The sequence below is a fragment of the Micromonospora phaseoli genome, assembly GCF_900109115.1.
GTDB classification, from domain to species: Bacteria; Actinomycetota; Actinomycetes; order Mycobacteriales; family Micromonosporaceae; genus Micromonospora; species Micromonospora phaseoli.
Genome location: NZ_FNYV01000007.1, coordinates 1 through 19898 on the forward strand (window position 1 = coordinate 1; position 19898 = coordinate 19898).

Here is a 19898-nt window from a genome sequence, read left to right on the forward strand (position 1 = left end):
CCCTGCGCACCCACGTCACCCTGAATGCCCTGCGCACCCCGAGCTCCATGGGCGCCTTGAACACCCTGGGGGCCTTGGGTGCCCTTGAAGCCATGTGAGCGGTGCTTGCCCCCGTCGTGCCCAGCCCACGGGCCCTGCCAGCCCTGGGGGCCGTACCCCTTCGACTTTTTAGGGTAGTGATCCCACGAATCGTCCGGTCCGTCTCCGTCTTGGCGGACAGTCGGCCAGTACGACGGCCACCCGCCGTACTGGCCGAGCGGTCCGGGAGTACCGATGTGCACACGCTGGGCCGACGGGTTCGCTTCCACGGGTTGCGCTGCGGCTGCGGGTCCACCCGTCATCCCGACTACCATCAGGGCAGAGCTCAGCCCTGAAGCGGCGCGGCCCTGCTTCAGCCCCCGCCGCAGCCGTCGGTTGTTGCTCATGACCCCTCCAGAGAGCCGCCCCAGATACACCCAGAGCTACTTGACTGTGACTTAGCGTTACGTCACGGGCGAGTTGTAGCGTATTCGACAGATTCGCCGATAGAGGCACGTTTTAGCCGCAGCTATGGCAATTCGGGATAGAGTGGATTCTTTTCACGATTAATCCCATGATCCCCGACCTCCGCGCCCCGGCCCGCAATGCGGGCTGCCCATCCCTGCCCACCCCAGGACTCGCTACGTTCGGGCGATGGATCGCCGCCACGACCCACTGCAGACCACCCTGACGTGGAAGGCCGGCACGGACCCCGAATTCACCGCGAAGATGCGCGGGATCATCGACCTTTACGATCATCCAGCCGTGGACCGGCCGCTGAACCCGAGGTCATCGACGACTCGCGTGGCGGACCCCCACGAGGCAGCGCACTGGCACTGATCCATATTCTTCACTACGATCGGCGGTCGAGGCATCACCATCGGTTGATCATCCGGCCACCTTGCGGGTGATTCGGTCTGCTTTGGGGGTTGACCAATGCCAGACGTTGCCAGGGTCGCCGCGCGACCGTACCCGTTCAGCCCTCCCGACCGGCTCAACCTCGACCCCCTCTATGCCGAACTGCGGCGCGTCGAGCCACTCACCCGAGTACGGCTACCGTTCGGCGAGGAGGCGTGGCTCGCGACCCGGTACGTCGACGTACGGACCGTCCTCGGTGACGCGAGGTTCAGTCGGGCGGCCAGCGTCGGCCGGGACGAGCCGCGGCTCACCCCGAGGCAGATCGAGGGCGGCATCCTGTCCATGGATCCGCCGGGGCACACGCGGCTGCGGCGGCTGGTCGCCAAGGCGTTCACCGCACGCCGGGTCGAGCAGCTCCGACCCCGGACCCGGCAGATCGCCGACGAACTGATCGACGCCATGGTGACAGCCGGACCACCGGCCGACCTGGTCGAGCACTTCGCGACTCCGCTGCCGATCCAGGTGATCTGTGAGCTGCTCGGGGTGCCCTTCGCCGACCGGCACCTGTTCCACGTCTGGTCGGAGGCGATCGTCTCGACCACCTCGCTGTCACCCGAGCAGATCCACGAGTACCTCGACAACCTGTACAGGTACATCGGGGAGCTGGTCCAGCAGCGGCGCCGGGAGCCCACCGACGACCTGATCTGCGCGATGGTGCGGGCGCGCGACGAGCACCAGGACCGGTTCACCGAGCAGGAGGTCGTGCAGCTCGCCGCCGGACTGCTCGCCGCCGGTCACGAGACCACCGTCACCCAGCTGCCCAACTTCGCGTACGTCCTGCTCACCCACCCGGACCAGCTGGCTCGGCTGCGGGCCGAGCCGGCCCGGGTGCCGACCGCGATCGAAGAGCTGATGCGGTACGTCCCGCTCGGAGTGGCGTCCGCGTTCGCACGGTACGCCACCGAGGACATCGAGGTCGGTGGGGTGCTGGTGCGGGCCGGGGAACCAGTGATCGGCTCGCTCTCCTCGGCGAACCGGGACGAGACCGTCTTCGCCGACCCCGATCGACTCGATCTCGGCCGCGAGACCAATCCGCACATCGGCTTTGGGCACGGTGTGCATCACTGCCTGGGTGCCCAGCTTGCCCGGATGGAGCTGCAGGTCGGGATCGGCACCCTGGTCGCCCGGTTGCCCGAGCTGCGGATCGCCGTGCCCGAGCCGGAGCTCACCTGGAAGAGCGGGATGATCGTCCGAGGTCTGGCCCGGATGCCGGTGACCTGGTGAGCGCCGGCTGGCGGATCGAGGTCGACGCGCGGCGCTGCATCGGCTCGGGCAGCTGCGTCGGCATGGCGCAGGCCCACTTCCGGATGGAGTCGGGGCTGGCCACCCCGATCGCGGCGGCCGTCGAACCGACCGAGACGGTGATCGACGCCGCCGAGTCGTGCCCGGTCGAGGCGATCGCCGTACGCGACGACGACGGCGTCCTGATCGCACCCGCCTGACGCGACAGCGCCCAACTCGCTACCGGTGCATGCGGTACCCGCGCTCATCGCCTCCGTCGGCGTGTTCGGGTTGGCCGGCCTCGCCGGTGCTGGCTCGCTGATCATGGTGACTTCCAGGGCGCGCGGCGGCGCACTTGGTCCGGCCTCGCACCGACGTGCTCATCTCAGCCAAGCGGAAGCCGGGCGGCGCGAGGCTGGTACCGCGTCGGGCGCGCCGCGACAGGGTGGCTGAGCTCCAATCACACCAAACTCGACAATTCTTCCCCTAGGTTCGATGCGCAGGACGCAGCCGAACCGGGGAGAGACGTGGACAGCTATCCGGCGATCGAGGATCACGGACTCATCGGCGACCTGCAGACTGCCGCGCTGGTGACGTGTGACGGGACGGTCGACTGGTTCTGCGCGCCGCGCTTTGACTCGCCGAGCATCTTCGCCGCGCTGCTGGACAAGGAGAAGGGTGGCTATTTCCGTATCGCGCCGCACGACGTGCGGTACGTCACCAAACAGCTCTACCTCCCCGGCACACCCATCTTGATCACCCGGTTCATCAGCGCGGACGGCGTGGCCGAGGTGATGGACTTCATGCCGGTCACCGGCGAGCGGGCCACCGACGCGCACCGCCTGGTCCGCCTCGTCACCATGGTCCGGGGCAGCATGCGCTTCCGCTTGGAGTGCCGGCCGCGGTTCGACTACGCCCGTGAAGGGCATCAGCTGGAACGCCACCGCAACGGCTACGTCTTCCGCAGCCGGTCGGCGACGCTGACGTTCAACCCGGTCGACCCGGTGCGGCAGTTGATTTCCGAGCGCGGCGACATCCGCGATGAGGGCGGCGACCTGGTCGCGTACGGCACCCTCAACGAGGGCGACAGCGGCGGGGTGGTTCTGGAGACCGCCGGCACGGAGCCGCGGATCATCTCGCCGGAAGAGGTCCAGGGGATATTCGAGTGGACCCGGGACTACTGGCGGCGCTGGCTTGAACGCTCACGCTACACCGGCCGCTGGCGGGAGATGGTCGAGCGCTCCGCGATCACGCTGAAACTCATGACGTACGCGCCGACCGGTGCGATGATCGCCGCGCCCACGGCCGCGCTGCCCGAGTTGATCGGCGGCACCCGCAACTGGGATTACCGCTACACCTGGGTACGGGACACGTCGTTCTCGGTGCACGCGCTGCTCGGCCTCGGCTTCACCGAGGAGGTGAGCCGGTACATGGATTGGCTGGACGAGCGGATCCGCGAGGCCGGCGACCACCGGGATCCACTGAAGATCATGTACCGGGTGGACGGCTCCTCCGACCTGCACGAGGATGTTCTCGACCACCTGGAGGGCTACCGCGGCTCGCGGCCGGTGCGGATCGGCAACGGTGCCGCCGACCAGCTCCAGCTCGACATCCACGGCGAGGCCCTCTACGCCATGCATCTCGCTGACGAGCAGGGCATCCGTGTCTCGCACCAGGTGTGGAAGAGCACCGTCCGGCTCGTCGACTGGCTCTGCGGTCACTGGGACCAGGCCGACGCCGGCATCTGGGAAAGCCGCCACCACCCCCGCAACTACACCTTCGGCCGGGTGATGTCCTGGGTCGCGCTGGACCGGGCCATCCGCCTCGCCACCCGCACCGGCCGCCCCGGCGACATCACCTCCTGGACCGAGCAACGCAACCGCATCTACAACCAGGTCATGGACCGTGGATATGACCGGGATCGCGGCACCTTCGTGCAGGCGTACGACGAGACCGTGCTGGACGCAGCGTTGCTCGCCATGCCGGCAGTCGGCTTCGTCACGCCGAGCGACCCACTGTGGCGGTCCACCTTGAACGCGATCGAGCGTGAGCTGGTCTCCGACAGCCTGGTCCACCGGTACGACCCGGTCCACTCCCCCGACGGTCTCCCTGGTCACGAGGGCACGTTCAACATGTGCACTTTCTGGTACGTCGAGGCTCTGGCCCGGTCCGGCCGCCTCGACGACGCACGGCTCACGTTCGAGAAGATGTTCACCTTCAGCAACCATCTCGGCCTCTATGCCGAGGAGATCGCCGCGACCGGGGAGCAGATCGGCAACTACCCCCAGGCATTCAGCCACCTCTCGCTGATCAACTCAGCGCTGGCGCTCAACGATCTGCTCGACGCCGAGGCCGACGCCCGGCGCCACCGCTAGTGCGGTGTCCAGGAACGTAGGCGGTGTCGCGGCGAGGCTGCTGAACGCCAGGCATGGCTGGCCCGATTGCGGTCTCCAGGGTCGGTCCGGTGAACGCCACGACGTCGCGATGTAGGTGGGACTGGTCGGTGTTGACGATCTCGGTGGCGTACGCACAGGCGGGCCGGTCGACCGGAACATTTGTGCAAGCCAGCGGGGCCGCCGGGAAACGACAGTGGGCTCATGACGACATCGCCAGCCCCCGGCAGCCAGCTCGACGAGGCTGACCCGCGCTCGTCCGAGCAGCAGCCGCGTGGGAGTCGCGCCCGCCGGCGACGCCGCATCATCGCCGCGACAACTCTGCTCACGGTCGTCGGATTGCTCCTGGCGAACGCGGCAATGGTGAACTGGCAGAGCGCCCCTGCCACCGGAGACTCGACCTTGCATCTCGACGGCGACGACATCCACGTCAGCCAGGCCGGACCCCGCGACGCCCCGGCACTCGTGCTGATCCACGGCCTCGGGGCCTCGACCGAGTGGTGGAGTCCGATAGTCCCGGCGCTGGCAACGTCCTATCGTGTCATCCGAATCGACCTGCTCGGACATGGCCGGTCCGCCAAACCGACCGGCGGCGGCTATGCGATCCCACAGCAAGGACGCCGCGTCGGGCAGGCACTGGACCAGCTCGGCATCGAACACGCCATAGTGATCGGCCACTCCACCGGCGGCTACGTCGCCACCGCGCTCGCCGAGCACCGCAGCGACCTGGTGACCGCGCTCGCGCTCATCGACACCGGACCGCGCCTGGACGCCTTCGTCTCGGACGGGCCGGTGGGCAAGCTCGTCTTCGTCCCTGTGCTGGGTCAACTACTGTGGCGACTCAGGACCGATGGAATTCTGCGCCGGGGCTTGAGCACCGCGTTCGCGCCCGGCTTCCACGTCCCGCAGCAGCTCGTCGACGACACGCGCAGCATGACCTACCACGCGCTCACGGAAACATCGCGGGCGTCCGACGAATATCTGACCCAGCGACCACTTCCGGATCGGCTCACGAGCCTCGGCAAACCACTACTGGTCATCTTCGGGGAGCTCGACCAGAGGTGGCGACCCACATCAGCGGCACAGTACCGCTCCATTACAGGTACGAAGGTCGAGTTGGTGCCCGGTGTCGGCCACTCACCCATGCTCGAAGATCCTCCGCACACAGCCGGACTTCTCCTCAGCTTCATCAGCTCCGTGCCAGGCGGACAGTGAATTCGAGACACCACAGATCTACATGCGGCTCGTGCAAGGTGCACACTCATCGGCTACTTCTTCTACCTGCACGCCGGCGTCACCCTCCCCGTCCTCGGCTGACTGTCAGCTCGGTGCCAACCCGTTCTGGTACGCCCACACCACGGTCTGCACCCGGTCCCGTACGCCAATCTTGGTCATCGCCCGCCCGAGGTGTGACTTGACCGTGCTGGTCTCGATGAATAGTTCGTCGGCGATCTCGTTGTTGGACAGACCCTTGGCGAGCAACCGTACGATCTCGGCTTCGCGTGAGGTGAGCTGGTGCGCCGCCGCGGACTCGGGCGGCGCCGCCGGTCGGCGCCGGGCGAACTCCGAGATCACCCGGCGGGTCACGACCTGGTCGACGAGACCGAAGCCGTTCGCCAGCCGGCGGATCGCGTCGATCAGGTCCTCGGGCTCGCAGTCCTTGAGGATGAAGCCACTGGCCCCGGATTCGAGTGCGCCGAAGACGTACTCGTCGAGGTCGAACGTGGTAACCACCAGGATGGCTGGCGGCGACTCGGGCGCGGCGGCGAGGATCTCGCGGGTCGCGGTGAGCCCGTCACCGCCGGGCATCCGGACATCCATGCAGATGACGTCGGGGCGCAGCCGGGCGGCCACCGCCACCGCAGACGATCCGCTGGACGCCTCCGCCACCACCTCGATGTCGTCCGCCTGCGCCAGAAGCACCCGGAAACCGGCCCGCACCACCGCCTGGTCGTCGACCAGCATCACTCGGATCGTCCCAGCGCCAGCCTCAGCCTTGATCCCAGAACCGGTCACGACGGGTCACTCCCCTTTGATGTCAACGTCACTGTGACAGACCAGCCGCCTTCGGTCGTCGGCCCGGCCACGAAACGTGCGCCGATCAACTGCGCCCGTTCCCGCATTCCGATCAGCCCGACCCCGCTGCTGGTGCGCGCCGCCGGCTCGGGACGCCGCGCTGGCGGACCGTTCACCACCGCCAGCGACACCTCCCGCGGCAGGTAGCGCAGCGTGATCAGCACCGGCGCGCCCGGCGCGTGCTGCCGGGCGTTGGACAGCGACTCCTGCACCATCCGATAAAGAGCGACGTCGGCGATCGGCGGAACCGGACGTGGCGGCCCTTCACCCACGAACTCGATCGGCGTGCCCAGGTCCCGAGCGGTCCGGACCAGGTCGTCGAGCACGGCCAGCCCTGGCACCGGAACGCTGCCTTCGCCATCGTGGCCGGGTGTGTCGACGCCGCCGCTGCCGTCGGCCGGGGTGCCGCGCAGCACCCCGACCACCAGCCGCAGGTTGTTCAGGGTCTCCTTGCCCTGGGACCGGATCCAGGCCACGCCGGCCTTCGCCGCGTCCGGGTCCCGGTCAATCAGCCGATGGACCGCCGCCGCCTGCACCACCATTCCGGACAGGTGGTGGGCGGCGACGTCGTGCAGTTCCCGAGCCATCTGGGTGCGTTCCGCCCCGATCGCGGCCCGCACCTTCGCCTGCTGGGCCCGGACCGCATCGGCGGCCTGCATGCGCAACAGCTGCGTGTAGCGTCGACGGGTCGCCACGTAGTTACCGACGACGGCCGCGCCGAGGTTGGACAGTGCGCTCGACCCGGCAGGACCGACAGCCGACAGCAGAAGGTCCGGCGTCGTCACGGCGGCGGTGCCGAATGCCGCTGTCGCCTCGACCGCCACCGCCGCGCCGACCAGCACGAACGCCCTCCTGGCCGGCAGCAGAACCCCGATTGTGTACGCGACGACGAACGGCGCGAATCCCCGGATCGTCGCGTCTGGTGGGGACAGGGCGATCATGGCGACCTGAAGGCCGACGATGCCGGCGAGGCAGAGCAGCGGGCGGACCCGACGCAGGCAGAGCAGCAGCGCCTGCCCGACCCCGAGGGCGACGAGCAGCCAGGCCCGCAGCGGGTCGAGCATGATTTCGCCCGGTGGCGTCACGAGCCAGAACAGGGCAGCCATCAACGTGAACGTCATCCCGGCGACGCAGGCCGCGAGCAGACAGTCCCGGGCGAACGGCCCGGTCACCCCGAGGTTGGCGAGCAGTACGTCCAACCGCTTCGTCAGCCGGGGCTGGTCCGCCGGCTCGGTCGGCTCGGCGGTGTCCGGGCCGCCCTCGATGTGATCGTTCACCGGGTCAGCATCCTCTGCTCGTGGATCCAGACGGATCGGGGAGGGGTCGGGTCGGGTCGGGAAGGGTTCGGTCGAAACCGTCAGTACGAGATGTTCGGCGAGAGCAGCATGAATTCGACGGCGAACCATCCCGTACCGACGAGGGCCAGCAGGACCAGGGCGCTGCCGGCGGTCCGCGACCAACCGACCCGCCGACGGACGTCGTCCACCAGCCGGACCGCTGCGGGGATCACCCCTAGCAGGCCGATCAGCTGGGCCACCTGCACGTTCCGCAACGAGACGGTGGAGAGATCCTCAAGGCCCATGATGAGCACCAGGCTTCCCACCCAGCCGCCGACCGCGAGCAGGGCGCAGCCGACGGCGACGCGGCTGAGGATGCGCGCGGTGCGTCCAGCCCGATCACGCGGTGCCCGTCGCCGCAGCCGGCGACCGATCGCCCCGATCGGCCAGGCCAAAACGGTGAGCAGGAGGATGACCACCGAGCCGACGATCACCGGGATGGCCAGGTAGGTGCTGCGTGCGGTCTCGACGGGCACCAGGGCGAACGCGGAGTCGAAACCGATCGCTTCGACCTGGCCGTCGACCGCTCGCATCGCGATCGTTTCCTGCCCGCCCACCTCACGCCAGACCCAGGGCTCGATCTCTTCGTAGACGGCGGCGGAATCGGACATCGGACGCGGTTCGAGCAGCAGCCGGCCGTCGTCGCGGACGCTCACCGTGGTCCGACCGGACAGGCCGATCAGGGTCAGGAAGTTGCTCTCGATCGCGCGGGAGCTTTCGTAGGTGCCGGCGGCCATCGCGGCCCGCTCGGCCGAGCCGGCCGGCACGTCGTTCGCCGCCGCGCCGGGCACCGCCGGGAAGTAACGGTCGGCGAAGGCTTTCGTCAGGTCCTGTCGAAGCTGGTGGTTGGCCAGGGCCGACGTACCGGTGCTGTTGAGCGAGATGAACAGGCCGGCGCCCTCGTCCGGGTAGATCTGCAGGTGGGTGTGGAAGTAGAGGGTGTCGCCGCCGTGGCCGATGATCCGACGGCCGTTGCGGCTCTCGTCGAAGAACCCGAGGGTCATCCGGGGTGCACCCGCAAGGGTGCCGAGCGTGGTGGCGTCAAGCGCCGGCTGGTGCATCAGGTCGAGCGTCGGCTCGTCCAGTATCGGGGTGTCGCCGACCGGTTCGCCCAGGTGGGCGAGCATGAACCGGGCCATGTCCGGGGCCGAGGCGGTCATTGACCCGGCGGGCGGGGTGCCGACGATCTCGAAGTACCCGGCTGGGGACGACGCGTTGTCGTATCCGTTCGAAACGCGGCCTGCCAGGTCGGCGGGGAGCGGCTGGTCGAAGGAGGACGACGTCATGCCGAGGCGGTCGAAGACGTTACGGTCGACGTACTCCTCGAACGGGATGCCGCTGACCCGTTCGACGATGTATCCGGCGAGCGAGTTGCCGTAGTTGGAGTAGGCCGGCACGGTGCCCGGCCGGTAGATCTGCTCCGGCGGGTCGGTGACCAGAGCGTTGCGGAGGTCGGCCTTGGTGCCTTCCTTGCCGATGAGGCCGGCGATCCGCTCCTCGAACCCGGGGGTGTGGGTCAGCAGGTGCCGCATGGTGATCGGCTCGTCGAAGTTGCGGGGGATGGCGAAGTCGAGGTAGGTGGCGATGTCGGCGTCGAGGTCGACGTGGCCGTCCTGGACCAGTTGCATCGCGGCGGTGGCGGTGGCGAGCTTCGACACCGACCCGATCCGGAACAGGTGCTGCTCGGAGTCGACCGGTACCGGCTCGGTGCCCTCGCCACCGGTGTCGACGTGGCCGTACCCCCGGGTGGTGACGGTCCCACCGTCGTTGACGACGGCGACCGTTGCCCCGGCGATGTCATTGGCTTCCAGCGCGGCCGGGAGCATCTCGTCGAGCCAGGCGTTCACGTCGCTGGCGTCCAGCACGCCCGGTTCGACGGCTGCTGCCGGGGCATCGCTCGTCGGGGCCGGCTCCTGCGCGGCACCGGCACCGCAGCCGACGACGCCCGCCGCGACGACGACCACGGTTGCCAGGGCGACACCGAGTCGCCGCAGGTGGGGCGCCGACCGGCGCGGGTTTGACCGGGAAGCGGTCTGCTCTGGTGCATCGATCTGGTTCATACCGAGAGCCTGCTGCAGCGGCACCGCCGCGCCATCTGGCGCAGGACCACACTCGACTTACGACTTAAGTAGGAGGCTCAACCAGCGATCAAGCCGGGCCACACCGCCGACCGGCCCCGCAGATCGGCCAGGCTCGCGGCAACGACGTGGTGCCGCTGATCGGCGGTACCGCGAACCATGGTGAAGGAATCGGATATCGCCATGATTGGATGCACGCACATCGAAAGGATCGCGTGGGCGGTCAGGATGTCAGGATGCGATTGGGAGGCACAGGTCCTCTACCGTTTCCCAGAGCTGTCGTTCACGATCGAGGTCGTAGGACTCCTTCGACGAGGAGACTTCTCGTGTGCGGTCGATGTAGGAACCGGAAGGTGCCGGGATGCGTCCGAGCGCGACGTCGGCGAGGTGTTGGCCGGCGTTCTTCTGGCTCGATGCCATCGGGGTCAGCGTCATCAGCGGCATGATCCGTCGCCCCACGAACCGGACGGCTGCGCCTGCTTCGCGGCTCAGGCCGGTGCCGGGCACGAACCCGGGGTTGTAGGCGACAATGTCGACGCCCTGTGGCAAACGTCGTGCGTACTCGTGGATGAGGTATATCGCGGCGAGCTTGCTGGTGGAGTATGCGGTCCCTCCCGCTGTGACGGTGTTCGGCTTCGGAAACGCGCGGATGCGGGCCAGGCTGGCCGGGTCCTGCCATGACGGCGCGGGCATCATTCCCGCGTTGTGGCGAAAGTCGCCGAAGTGAGCATCGCTGACGGTGAGAACGATCCGTGACGGCGCCTTAAATCGGTCCTGTAAAAGGCGGATAAGGACGTGATTGGCGAGGACATTGACGGCGAATGTCGCCTCGAACCCGTCCGGGCTCTCCGTGACGTTGTTCGTGTAGAGCAGGCCGGCGTTGCCGACGAATCCACGCAGCGGTGGCAGATCTCCCGTATCGAGCCGTTGGATCAGCTCATCAGCCGCCGCACGGACGCTGCCCAGTGACAACAGGTCCGTCGGGATTGACGTCACGGGGCGTCCGCTTTGGCTGAGATGAGCGGCGAGCTCAGTGCCTGCGGCGCCACGGGCTAGGAGCACGAGGTGCGCCTCAGGATCGCCCTCGCGGATGCGCTCGACAGCGACACGGCCGAACCCCCGAGTCGCGCCAGTCATGACAATGGTGTGGGTCACGGGATTCTCCCTTGTTGAAGACTTGTGGACGTGCCCGATGCGTATCGCTCACTCACGAGATCGCCGGCCTGCACCAAAAGTCGGTCGGACTGGTCGCCGGCCCACTGCGCCGGTCACGCAGCGTCGCGACGACGTTCCACCCCTCGGCGAGGAACTTCTCCACCGTGCGGCGGGCCGAAGGCCGCAGAGCCGCAGAGCCGCCGGTGACGAGGGCGGTCTGTGTGATGCCCACTCCTTAACTATGTCACGTAAATTTACTGTGTATAACCACAGTAGTGCTCCTTTGCTCGATCGTCAACGGTGCCCTTTTACGAGATAAAGTAAGCCGCATGTCACCCCGACCCCCCGCCTCCGAACGACTCGACCGCGACGAGGTCCTGTCCACCGCCCTCGCCATCGCCGACGCCGACGGACTCGACGCCGTCACGCTGCGCCGGGTCGCCGCCGCCTGGAACGTCACACCCATGGCGCTCTACTGGCACTTCAAGGACAAGGACGCCCTGCTCGACGCGCTGGTCGAACGGATCCTCGGCGAGGTGGACCTGACCGCGAGCGGCAAGGCCGACCTGCGTACCGTGATGACGGCCCTGCTGCGCGTCCTGCGCGCGCACCCCGCCCTCGCCGAGATCACACCGATCCGCCTCATGCGCACGGACGCCGGCATCGATCTGGCCGAGCGGGTCATCGCACTGCTGCGCGCCGAGGGGCACTCGCCGGTGGCCGCCGCCCAGCTAAGCATCTTCCTGCTCAACGCGCTGATCGGGTTGGTGATCCGCCAGCCGGGTGACCCCGCCGCCGCCGACCCGGCCCTGCGGGAGTCCCTGCTCACAGCCAAGCGCGCGCGACTGAAGTCACTCTCCCCGCAGGACTACCCCCACCTGACCGAAACCGCCGACTTCTTCCTCGGCCTGCCCGACGAGCAGGAGTACTACGAGCGAGGTCTGACCATGCTCCTCGACGGGGTACGCCTCACGTGATCCTCTCGGATTGGTCGGATCTCTGTCATCTCGGCTGCGCCTACCGCGAAGCCCCTCGCTATCAGTGGACCCGCTCGCGGCCAGATGTGGGCGGACGACACAGCCGGCGACGGCGGGTTCCGGCCCCTGCACGAGCCCGACGGGAGCCGTGCATGTGTGGCGGGGGTCAGTGGACTCGTCGTTGCTAGGCTCGGGCCGTGGTTGCACCGGAGAATCAGTCGCCATTGCCGCAGTTCATTATTCTTGTGTACGAGCGGGAGGTACCGGACAGTGCGGCGGCAGTCTCGCCGACCGTTCTTGAGGCCCACATGCGGCTCCCGCACACAATTGCCGAGACCGGCGGCCGGATCGTTGCGGGACACGCTGCGCGAAACGCATCCACTGGTGTGTCGATCCGAGACAACGTGGTGAGCAGTGGGTCGCTCCTGGAAGGCGAGCAGACGTTCGCCGGCTATTTCATTGTGGAAGCCTCGGACTTCGACCACGCTGTATGGATCGGGCGCATGATTCCCACCAGCGACGGGTGGGTCGAGGTTCGCCCGCTTGTCACGGCCTAATCACTTGGCGGCGGTCTTGCGGATCGTGTCGCGGGAGGCGGTCACGTCCTGACATAGCTCGTTCAGATCGACGCCGACGAGCCGCCCGTCCCGTTTGCGCAGCTGGCCGGCCACCAGCACGGTCTCGATGTTGCGGGGGTCGGCGCCGAGCACCAGGGTACCGATCGCGTCGTTGAGCGGCATCGTGTTGATGTCTTCGGCGTTGACGACCAGCAGGTCGGCCTGCTTACCGGGGGTGAGCGAACCGGTGACGTCGCCGAGCCCGTTGGTGCGGGCGCCCTGCAAGGTGGCGAAGTCCAACACATCGCGGGTGGTGATCCGGTGCGGCGTGGCGTCCGTGCCGTAGGCGGCGTTCACCGCGCGCATCCGCTGGATGGCGTGCAGCGTACGCATCTGGGTGAACATGTCGCTGACGAGTGCCACCTCGACGTCGATGCTGAGGCCGGGCCGGATGCCGGCGGCCAGCGCCTCGTCGATCGCGGGCACCGCCGTCTCCAGCCCGATCTGCGGCTCGGAGGTCGGTGCCAACGACACGGTGACCCCGGCGTCGCCCATCGCCTGCCACGCCTGCGGGGTGAGGCCGGTGGCGTGGATCAGAGTCAGCTCCGGGTTGAGCAGACCGTCGGCGGCCCAGCGCAGGATCGCGGCGGACGACGACTCACCGAACACCGCGTCCACGCTGACGCCGAGGCCGAGATCGCGGGCGACGGCCGCCAGCTCCGGCCCGTAGGCCAGGGCCGGGCCGGCGATCTCGTCGGTGGCCAGCGCCGCCAGGCGCAGGGTCACCAGGCCGCCGTTCACCCCCTGGTACGCCTCGCAGACCCGGGCCAGATCGCCGGGCCACTGGCGATCCCAATCGCCGAAATGCGGCCCCATCGAAGCGTGGACGCCCCGGATGCCGGTGTCCACCAACGCCTGGATCGCCGCGTCCGAGTGCGCCGCCGTGCGGGAGTTGTGCGAGAAGTCGAGCATCGTGGTGATGCCGGCGTCGAGGGCGGTGAGCGCGGCGAGCCGGGTGCCGACGTACATGTCGTGTGCCGTGTACGCGGGCGCGATCCCGGCCAGCGTCGACATCACGTACGCACCGAGGTCGGTCACGTCGGGGATGCTTCGGCGCAGTTGCGCCTGCCAGGCGTGCCGATGGGTGTCGACGAATCCGGGGCTGACGATTCGGCCACCCGTGTCGATCACGGTCGCGCCCGCCGCTTCCGGGTGCGACCGCAGGTCCGGGCCGACCGCGACGATCCGGTCGTCGCGGACCAGCACGTCACCGCGCGCCAGGTCGCCGATCACCGGGTCCATGGTGACGACCGTGCCGCCACTGAAAAGCATCATTTCAAGCGTTCCCTTCGTTGGTTGCGATCACCGGCGGCGCAGGACATATCCGGCGTGGTGCAGCACCCCGTCGACGAACCGGCCGTACGCCCAGAAGCCCAGGTCGTCGCGGTAGACGATCCGGTCGCCGTCGATCCAGAACGCCCTGGTACGCGTGCGGCCGGCCGCCGCGCGTCTCTCGTCGATCCACATTGCCGAGGTACGGGCTCTCCACCGAGCGGGAGTCGAGGTCGGGCTCCACCGGAGCGGGCGTGAGTCGACGGCCGTTGACGAGCGCGATCTCGCCGTCGACGATCCCGACGATCTCGTTCGAGCCGATCAGCAGGTCGGCGGCGGGAAAGTCGCCGACCACCGGGTCGAGAGTGAATATGGCAGCGTTGACGAACATCAGTGGCCGGCGCCGATCACCGGTGTCTGCGGTGATCTCCGCCCAGTACCGCCTCGTCGAGCATCGCGCTGCTCATGGCGTACCTCCTGGGGTTTGGGTTTGTGCTCTCACCGTTGCGGGCGACGGAGCCGGCAGCCAGGCCGGGACCAACCAGGGTGCGGCGCACCCTGCCTGGTCGAAGCCCGCGCGGTTACCGTTTGTGGCATGCCGACCACCGCGCTCGGGGCGTTCCTCACCGCACGGCGGGCTCGGTTGACGCCGGGCGACGTCGGCCTGGTGTCCAGTGGCACCCGGCGCGTCGCGGGGCTGCGTCGCGAGGAGGTCGCGGTGTTGGCCGGGGTGAGCGTCGACTACTACACCCGGCTGGAGCAGGGCCGCGAGCGCAACCCGTCGACGTCGGTGTTGGCCGCCGTGGCCCGGGCGCTCGACCTCGGGCCGGACGCCCACGACCACCTCTTCCGGTTGGCCGGGCTCTCGCCTGGCGGCGCGCGGACCCCGGCTCGACCGCAGGTCGGGCAGCGCCTGCGGGAGTTGCTCGACGCCTGGCCGGACACCCCAGCCGTGGTCATCGACCGGCGACTCAACCTGCTGGCCGGCAACGCGCTGGCCGACGCGTTCTATGCGGACTTCGCCGAGGCGGACAACCTCGTCCGGATGACTTTCCTGGATCCGGCCGGCGCGACGTTCTTCGCCGACTGGCGACGCGCCGCCGAGACGTGCGTGGCGAACCTCCGCCTGGCCCTCGGCCACGACCCACACGATCGGCAGGCACGGGAACTGGTCGACGAGGTGGGCACGGCGAGCCCGGAATTCCGCCGGCTGTGGGAGCGGCACGACGTGCAGGGCAAGACGCACGAGGCGAAGACGTTCCGGCACGGCGCGGTGGGCGAGTTGACGTTGTCGTACCACGCATTCGACGTGCGGGACGCGCCCGGCCAGCAGTTGATCGTGTACCGGGCGGAGCCGCACAGCCGCAGCGCCGAGGCGCTACGACTGCTCGGCACCCTGGCCGCCAGCAGCTGGCTCCGCTGAGATCAGCCCGCCCCGGTGGCTTGTCGGTGCGCCTCGCTGCCCTCGCGGTAGAAGACGTATCCCCCGTGGTGCAGAACGTCCCCGTCGAAGGTGCCGTCCGCGCTGAAGCCGGTATCGTCGACATACTCGATCCTGGTCCCGTCGACCTGGTATGAACCCGTGTAGGCGCTCTCCCGCTCGCCGCGGGCCTCGTCGTAGCGGCCGTCCGCCAGCAGCTCCTGCCGGATGTGGCCGTCGGCCGTCACCCACATCCCGACGTACGGATGCGGCGACGCCTCACCGGCCCCGGTCCGTGCGGTCGGAGCCGGTGCGCCCGTCGCGGGAGGCGGCGACTCCGGCGCGGTGCCGTCAGCACCAGCGCCGCTACCCGACCCAGCGGAACACCCGGCGAGCAACAGAACGACGTACGCCCCGAGCAGGGTCCCGAGGTACGGCCGGCTTCTCAGTCGTGCACGCGCTTTCGGATTCGCCATGGCGACCACGTTAGGTTTTCCGTCCGCTGACAGCCTGGCCCCAGCACTCCCAGGAAGGCGCAGCTCGTCCGCCCGTTCCAACACCTCCGCAACTCTCCGCTGCTTCGGGGAGCCGCCGCCCGGCGTGGCCAGCCATATCCCCGGGTGCCGCAAGCGCTTCCAAGCGCAGGCCCAACAGGTGTGGCAGCAGCGCCGGGATGATCTCCATCCAGGCGTTGGGGTCGGCACGCCAAACGCGTCGCGGAAAACGTTTCGGATCCCGGTGAAGACCAGGAAGAGGGGCCAGGATCAGCAGGAAGCGGAATTGCCAGGCTGCTTCCAGGAAGCCGTGCCACACTCCGATCACTGCAGGCACGAGGAGGAGCAAGACCCGATGGGCGACGGCCAACGTCCGAGACCATGGGCCCGCCGCTGCGGGCCTGATTCGCCTGGTGCCACCCGCGTTAGGAGCGTCGCCCTGTGTGGGTGCTGAGTCTCCTTCTGGGGCTGTTGGTGGTGTTGGCGATCACTGCGGCTACCGGCTACTTCGTGGCGCAGGAGTTCGCGTACATGGCCGTCGATCGGTCGCGGCTCAAGGCCCGCGCCGCAGCGGGTGACGCAGCCGCCGGGCGAGCGCTGGACGTGACCCGGCGAACCTCGTTCATGCTGTCCGGCGCCCAGCTCGGGATCACCGTCACCGCCCTGTTGGTGGGCTATGTCGCCGAACCGCTGATCGGTGAGTCGGTTGGCACCGCCCTCGGCGGCGTCGGCGTCCCGACCGGCGTCGGCATCGCCATCGGCACGGTGGCCGCGCTACTGCTCTCGACGTTCGTGCAGATGCTGTTCGGTGAGCTGTTCCCCAAGAATCTCGCCATCTCGCGGCCCGAGCCGGTGGCCGTCTGGCTGGCCAGATCCACCAAGGTCTACCTGCGGGTGTTCGGGTGGCTGATCGCCTTCTTCGACAGGTCCTCCAACGCCCTGCTGCGTCTGTTCGGCATGGAGCCGGTGCACGACGTGGAACACGCCGCCAGCCGCCGCGACCTCGAATACATCGTCAGTGATTCCCGCGACTCCGGTGACCTGCCCGCCGAGCTGTGGATGCTGCTCGACCGAGTGCTCGACTTCCCGGACCGCGACGCCGCCCACGCGATGGTCCCGCGGGCCCGGGTGGATGTCGTGGAGCCCGGCCTGACCACCAAGGAACTCTGGATCAAGATGGCGGGTGGCCACTCGCGCTACCCGGTGCTCGACGACCGCGACGACGTAATCGGGGTGGTGCACCTTGCCGACCTGCTCGCCGTCGACCGTGGCGGTGCCGGCACGGTGGCGGACATCATGCGCACGCCGGTGCTGGTCCCGACCTCGATGCCACTTCCCCGGGTGGTGCAGACCCTCGCCGAGCGGAGAGCCCAGCTCGCTTGTGTGCTCGACGAGCACGGCGGTCTGGCCGGTGTGGTGACCTCGGAGGACCTTGCCGAGGAACTGGTGGGGGAGATCGAGGACGAGCACGACGACGCCACGGCACCCACGTCGCCGGCCGGGCCTACCGCGGCGGACGGCACCTGGGAACTGGTCGGCACGCTGCCGCTGGACGAGGTCGAGCGCACCATCGGGCATGACCTGCCCGAATCGGACAGCGAAACCCTCGCCGGCCTGGTCATCGAACTGCTCGGCGAGCTGCCCGCCCCCGGCGCGGTGGCCCGGCTGAGTCTCGGCGAGGTCGCCCTGGCACTTGAGGTTATGGAGTTGGAGCGGCACGTCCCGTCGCTGGTTCTGCTGCGAACGGAGGAGAACCGCTGATGGGTAACCCGTGGGTGGTGGTGGCCGTCACCGTTGCGCTGATCGTGCTCAGCGCCTTCTTCGTGGCCGCCGAGTTCGCGCTGCTGGCAGCCCGCCGGCACCGCCTCAACGCGCGTTCCGAGCACAGCCGGTCGGCCCGGGCGGCGGTGCGCAGCTTCGACGAGCTGACCGTGCTGCTGGCCGGTTGCCAGCTCGGTATCACCGCCTGCGCGCTCGGGCTCGGCGCGGTCACCAAACCGGCCGTCAACTATGCGCTGACTCCGATATTCCTGTCCTGGGGTGCACCCGGCTGGACGGCCGACGCGGCCGGTTTCGCACTGGCGTTGCTGGTCGTCACCTTCCTGCACCTGGTCATCGGGGAGATGGCCCCGAAGTCGTACGCCATCGCCCACCCGGAGAAGACCGCCATCGCCCTGGCGATCCCGATGCGCGCCTTCATGTGGTTCACCCGCCCGATGCTGCGTGCCCTCAACGCCAGCGCCAACTGGTGCCTGCGCCGGGTCGACGTCGAGCCACGGGACACCATCGCCACCGGCCGGAACGCCGCCGACCTGCGCCACCTGGTCGAGCACTCGGCCAACGTCGGCGCGCTCGACGCGTCGTACTCCATGCAACTCACCGATGCCCTCGACCTCGACCAGCTCACCCTGGCCGACCTCACCGGTCCGGAACGCGGGCTGACCGCAGTGGGGGCGGCAGAAACGGTGCTCAAACTCCGCGAGGTGGCCCGCGACTCGGGCCACCTACGGGTGGTCGTCCTGCGCGACGGCGCGGCCGTCGGCGTGGTCCACGTCCGCGACACCATGGACCAGCCGGACGACCAAATTGTCGGCGAGGTCATGCGCGACGTGCTCGTGCTCGACGACTCGACGCTCGTCTACGAGGCCCTGGCCATCATGCGGACCACCCGCCACCACCTCGTGGTGGTCACCACCCCGGCCGGCCCGGCGGTGGCCACCCTGACCGACGTGGTCGAGCGGCTGCTCCGCACCCCCGCCGTGGCCCGCTGACCCTCCACCCACCCTGTGCGCGAACGGGCACCGGGGGCGCTGGGGGCGCTGGGCAGATGCGGACCTCCGCAGGAGGACGCTGTTGGGCGCGTGCTGAGGTCCCTGCTGAGGCTCAGCGGGATGCGGTCCGCAGCCTGTGCCGTTCCCAGGTTGGGTCACTGCTGGGAGGCTGAGCCGCCGCCATCGTATTCGCCTACGACGCGGGGCGTGTCCACCCCGACAATGACTGCTGTGCGGATCGCGACAAAAGGCGGTGGTCGGGGTCAGAACTCAGTCGGCCAGGACGGCGGTTGTCCGCCGCGGGTCCGGGTCCTGAGGTCGTGCGGTGGCTGGCACGACCCCTGGGTTCAGCCGCCACGGGTAGCCTGCGGCGGCTGCCGATGGTGGAGGGGGCAGCCGCTGGTGTCCGCTACGCTGATCCGCAGACGAAAGGCCCATCATGTCGCTGCGTCCGCTGCTGGCGCGGGCCGCGTCACCGGTAGTGACTTCTTTCGGGAGTACGAGCGTGGCGGAGGAGGGTCCGGTGGCGCCGCAGCCTCGTAACGGGCTGGGGGCTACAGCTCTGATCGTGGGTGCGACCGCCCTGGCATTCGCCTGCGTACCAGTGATTGGTGAGTTCATCGCTGCTCCCGCAGCTGTGTTGGCCATCGTCTTGGGACTGCTAGGGTTAGGCCGTACGGAGAAGGGCCAAGCAACCAACCCGGGCCAGGCGTTGGCGGGCGGCGTCCTCGGGCTGACAGCAGGCTTCCTCGTGTTCCTCGTCCTCATCGCCACCATGGGCCCCAACGAATAGCCCCTCCCGGAAACCCCGCACCTCGTCGCACGAGCACCCACCGAGCACCCAACCGACCACAAGGGACGGAACGACGAAGGGGCCTGACTGCCAGTCCGGCAGGTCAGACCCCTGTTGATCTTGTGCGCCCGAAGGGATTCGAACCCCTAACCTTCTGATCCGTAGTCAGATGCTCTATCCGTTGAGCTACGGGCGCTGGTGCTCGGCCAGTCTACACACCGGCTTTCGCGCGGAGACTCCGGGATTCGAACCCGGGAGGGGCTTTAAGACCCCAACCGCATTAGCAGTGCGGCGCCATAGACCAGACTAGGCGAAGTCTCCCTGGTGGCCCGCAGACCACCGCGCCCGAGGATACAGG

18 protein-coding genes and 2 tRNA genes are annotated in these 19898 nt (G+C 68.7%); 10 read left to right on the forward strand and 10 right to left on the reverse strand.

The genetic code is table 11. The features are described 5' to 3' along the window. Positions 1-672 precede the first annotated feature (672 nt). The 5 genes from BMY89_RS18205 to BMY89_RS18225 all read left to right on the forward strand — a co-directional run bounded on the left by BMY89_RS18205 (position 673) and on the right by BMY89_RS18225 (position 5765). Entirely contained in the window at positions 673-858 is a 186-nt protein-coding gene (locus BMY89_RS18205) for a hypothetical protein (protein ID WP_092381228.1), read from the forward strand. 96 nt (positions 859-954) lie between these two features. Further along, positions 955-2160 (forward strand): cytochrome P450, encoded by a 1206-nt coding sequence (locus tag BMY89_RS18210; protein ID WP_092381229.1) that lies wholly within the window; start codon positions 955-957, stop codon positions 2158-2160. Further along, a complete protein-coding gene (locus tag BMY89_RS18215; protein ID WP_092381230.1) occupies positions 2157-2378 on the forward strand; it encodes a ferredoxin in 222 nt (73 codons plus the stop codon). Before BMY89_RS18210 ends, BMY89_RS18215 begins: the two co-directional genes overlap by 4 nt. 306 nt (positions 2379-2684) lie before the next feature. Next, a complete protein-coding gene (locus BMY89_RS18220; protein ID WP_092381231.1) occupies positions 2685-4532 on the forward strand; it encodes a glycoside hydrolase family 15 protein in 1848 nt (615 codons plus the stop codon). 222 nt (positions 4533-4754) lie between these two features. Further along, positions 4755-5765 carry an alpha/beta fold hydrolase gene (locus tag BMY89_RS18225; RefSeq protein ID WP_092381232.1) on the forward strand — a complete coding sequence of 337 codons (1011 nt, stop codon included), beginning with the start codon at positions 4755-4757 and terminating at the stop codon, positions 5763-5765. 105 nt (positions 5766-5870) lie between these two features. On the opposite strand, the gene BMY89_RS18230 is transcribed toward BMY89_RS18225, so the two are convergent. The 5 genes from BMY89_RS18230 to BMY89_RS29940 form a co-directional block, all read right to left on the reverse strand. Continuing rightward, complete coding sequence (locus tag BMY89_RS18230; RefSeq protein ID WP_092381233.1) at positions 5871-6515, reverse strand: response regulator; 645 nt, start codon at positions 6513-6515, stop codon at positions 5871-5873. Positions 6516-6562: 47 nt separating this feature from the next. Beyond that, positions 6563-7903, reverse strand: a complete 1341-nt coding sequence (locus BMY89_RS18235; protein WP_092381234.1) for a sensor histidine kinase — start codon at positions 7901-7903, stop codon at positions 6563-6565. A gap of 80 nt (positions 7904-7983) precedes the next feature. After that, complete coding sequence (locus BMY89_RS18240; protein WP_092381517.1) at positions 7984-10023, reverse strand: serine hydrolase domain-containing protein; 2040 nt, start codon at positions 10021-10023, stop codon at positions 7984-7986. 249 nt (positions 10024-10272) lie between these two features. Beyond that, a complete protein-coding gene (locus BMY89_RS18245) occupies positions 10273-11196 on the reverse strand; it encodes an SDR family NAD(P)-dependent oxidoreductase (RefSeq protein ID WP_232521413.1) in 924 nt (307 codons plus the stop codon). Positions 11197-11248: 52 nt separating this feature from the next. Continuing rightward, positions 11249-11428: a hypothetical protein gene (locus BMY89_RS29940; protein ID WP_139217969.1), complete on the reverse strand. Its 180-nt coding sequence runs from the start codon at positions 11426-11428 to the stop codon at positions 11249-11251. Positions 11429-11525: 97 nt separating this feature from the next. Here BMY89_RS29940 and BMY89_RS18250 point away from each other — a divergent pair, with 97 nt between their 5' ends. Together BMY89_RS18250 and BMY89_RS30440 are read left to right on the forward strand one after the other, a co-directional pair. After that, positions 11526-12173, forward strand: coding sequence for a TetR/AcrR family transcriptional regulator (locus BMY89_RS18250; protein WP_092381235.1), 648 nt, complete (start codon positions 11526-11528; stop codon positions 12171-12173). Positions 12174-12370: 197 nt separating this feature from the next. Then, entirely contained in the window at positions 12371-12730 is a 360-nt protein-coding gene (locus BMY89_RS30440) for a YciI family protein (protein WP_170147730.1), read from the forward strand. On the opposite strand, the gene BMY89_RS18255 is transcribed toward BMY89_RS30440, so the two are convergent. Further along, complete coding sequence (locus tag BMY89_RS18255) at positions 12731-14065, reverse strand: amidohydrolase family protein (RefSeq protein WP_092381236.1); 1335 nt, start codon at positions 14063-14065, stop codon at positions 12731-12733. A 27-nt stretch (positions 14066-14092) separates the two neighbouring features. Beyond that, a complete protein-coding gene (locus tag BMY89_RS30980) occupies positions 14093-14257 on the reverse strand; it encodes an Atu4866 domain-containing protein (protein WP_232521414.1) in 165 nt (54 codons plus the stop codon). A 400-nt stretch (positions 14258-14657) separates the two neighbouring features. Here BMY89_RS30980 and BMY89_RS18265 point away from each other — a divergent pair, with 400 nt between their 5' ends. Continuing rightward, positions 14658-15485, forward strand: coding sequence for a helix-turn-helix domain-containing protein (locus BMY89_RS18265; RefSeq protein ID WP_092381237.1), 828 nt, complete (start codon positions 14658-14660; stop codon positions 15483-15485). Between the two features lie 2 nt (positions 15486-15487). Here BMY89_RS18265 and BMY89_RS31360 read toward each other — a convergent pair whose 3' ends face one another. Further along, positions 15488-15958: an Atu4866 domain-containing protein gene (locus tag BMY89_RS31360; protein WP_092381519.1), complete on the reverse strand. Its 471-nt coding sequence runs from the start codon at positions 15956-15958 to the stop codon at positions 15488-15490. Positions 15959-16423: 465 nt separating this feature from the next. Between BMY89_RS31360 and BMY89_RS18275 the strand changes: the two genes are divergently transcribed. Together BMY89_RS18275 and BMY89_RS18280 are read left to right on the forward strand one after the other, a co-directional pair. Next, positions 16424-17737: a hemolysin family protein gene (locus tag BMY89_RS18275; protein WP_232521416.1), complete on the forward strand. Its 1314-nt coding sequence runs from the start codon at positions 16424-16426 to the stop codon at positions 17735-17737. Then, positions 17737-18747, forward strand: coding sequence for a hemolysin family protein (locus BMY89_RS18280; RefSeq protein WP_092381239.1), 1011 nt, complete (start codon positions 17737-17739; stop codon positions 18745-18747). The genes BMY89_RS18275 and BMY89_RS18280 overlap by 1 nt, the downstream gene beginning before the upstream one ends. Before the next feature lie 916 nt (positions 18748-19663). Here BMY89_RS18280 and BMY89_RS18290 read toward each other — a convergent pair. Next, positions 19664-19736 (reverse strand) — tRNA-Arg (locus tag BMY89_RS18290). 34 nt (positions 19737-19770) lie between these two features. Further along, a tRNA-Ser gene (locus BMY89_RS18295) sits at positions 19771-19861 on the reverse strand. Positions 19862-19898: the final 37 nt, after the last annotated feature.

Coding starts and splice junctions, on each gene's coding strand:
- BMY89_RS18205 (WP_092381228.1), top strand. CDS start 673: ATGGATCGCCGCCACGACCCACTGCAGACCACCCTGACGTGGAAGGCC.
- BMY89_RS18210 (WP_092381229.1), top strand. CDS start 955: ATGCCAGACGTTGCCAGGGTCGCCGCGCGACCGTACCCGTTCAGCCCT.
- BMY89_RS18225 (WP_092381232.1), top strand. CDS start 4,755: ATGACGACATCGCCAGCCCCCGGCAGCCAGCTCGACGAGGCTGACCCG.
- BMY89_RS18230 (WP_092381233.1), bottom strand. CDS start 6,515: ATGCTGGTCGACGACCAGGCGGTGGTGCGGGCCGGTTTCCGGGTGCTT.
- BMY89_RS18240 (WP_092381517.1), bottom strand. CDS start 10,023: ATGAACCAGATCGATGCACCAGAGCAGACCGCTTCCCGGTCAAACCCG.
- BMY89_RS18250 (WP_092381235.1), top strand. CDS start 11,526: ATGTCACCCCGACCCCCCGCCTCCGAACGACTCGACCGCGACGAGGTC.
- BMY89_RS18255 (WP_092381236.1), bottom strand. CDS start 14,065: ATGATGCTTTTCAGTGGCGGCACGGTCGTCACCATGGACCCGGTGATC.
- BMY89_RS30980 (WP_232521414.1), bottom strand. CDS start 14,257: ATGTGGATCGACGAGAGACGCGCGGCGGCCGGCCGCACGCGTACCAGG.
- BMY89_RS18265 (WP_092381237.1), top strand. CDS start 14,658: ATGCCGACCACCGCGCTCGGGGCGTTCCTCACCGCACGGCGGGCTCGG.
- BMY89_RS31360 (WP_092381519.1), bottom strand. CDS start 15,958: ATGGCGAATCCGAAAGCGCGTGCACGACTGAGAAGCCGGCCGTACCTC.
- BMY89_RS18280 (WP_092381239.1), top strand. CDS start 17,737: ATGGGTAACCCGTGGGTGGTGGTGGCCGTCACCGTTGCGCTGATCGTG.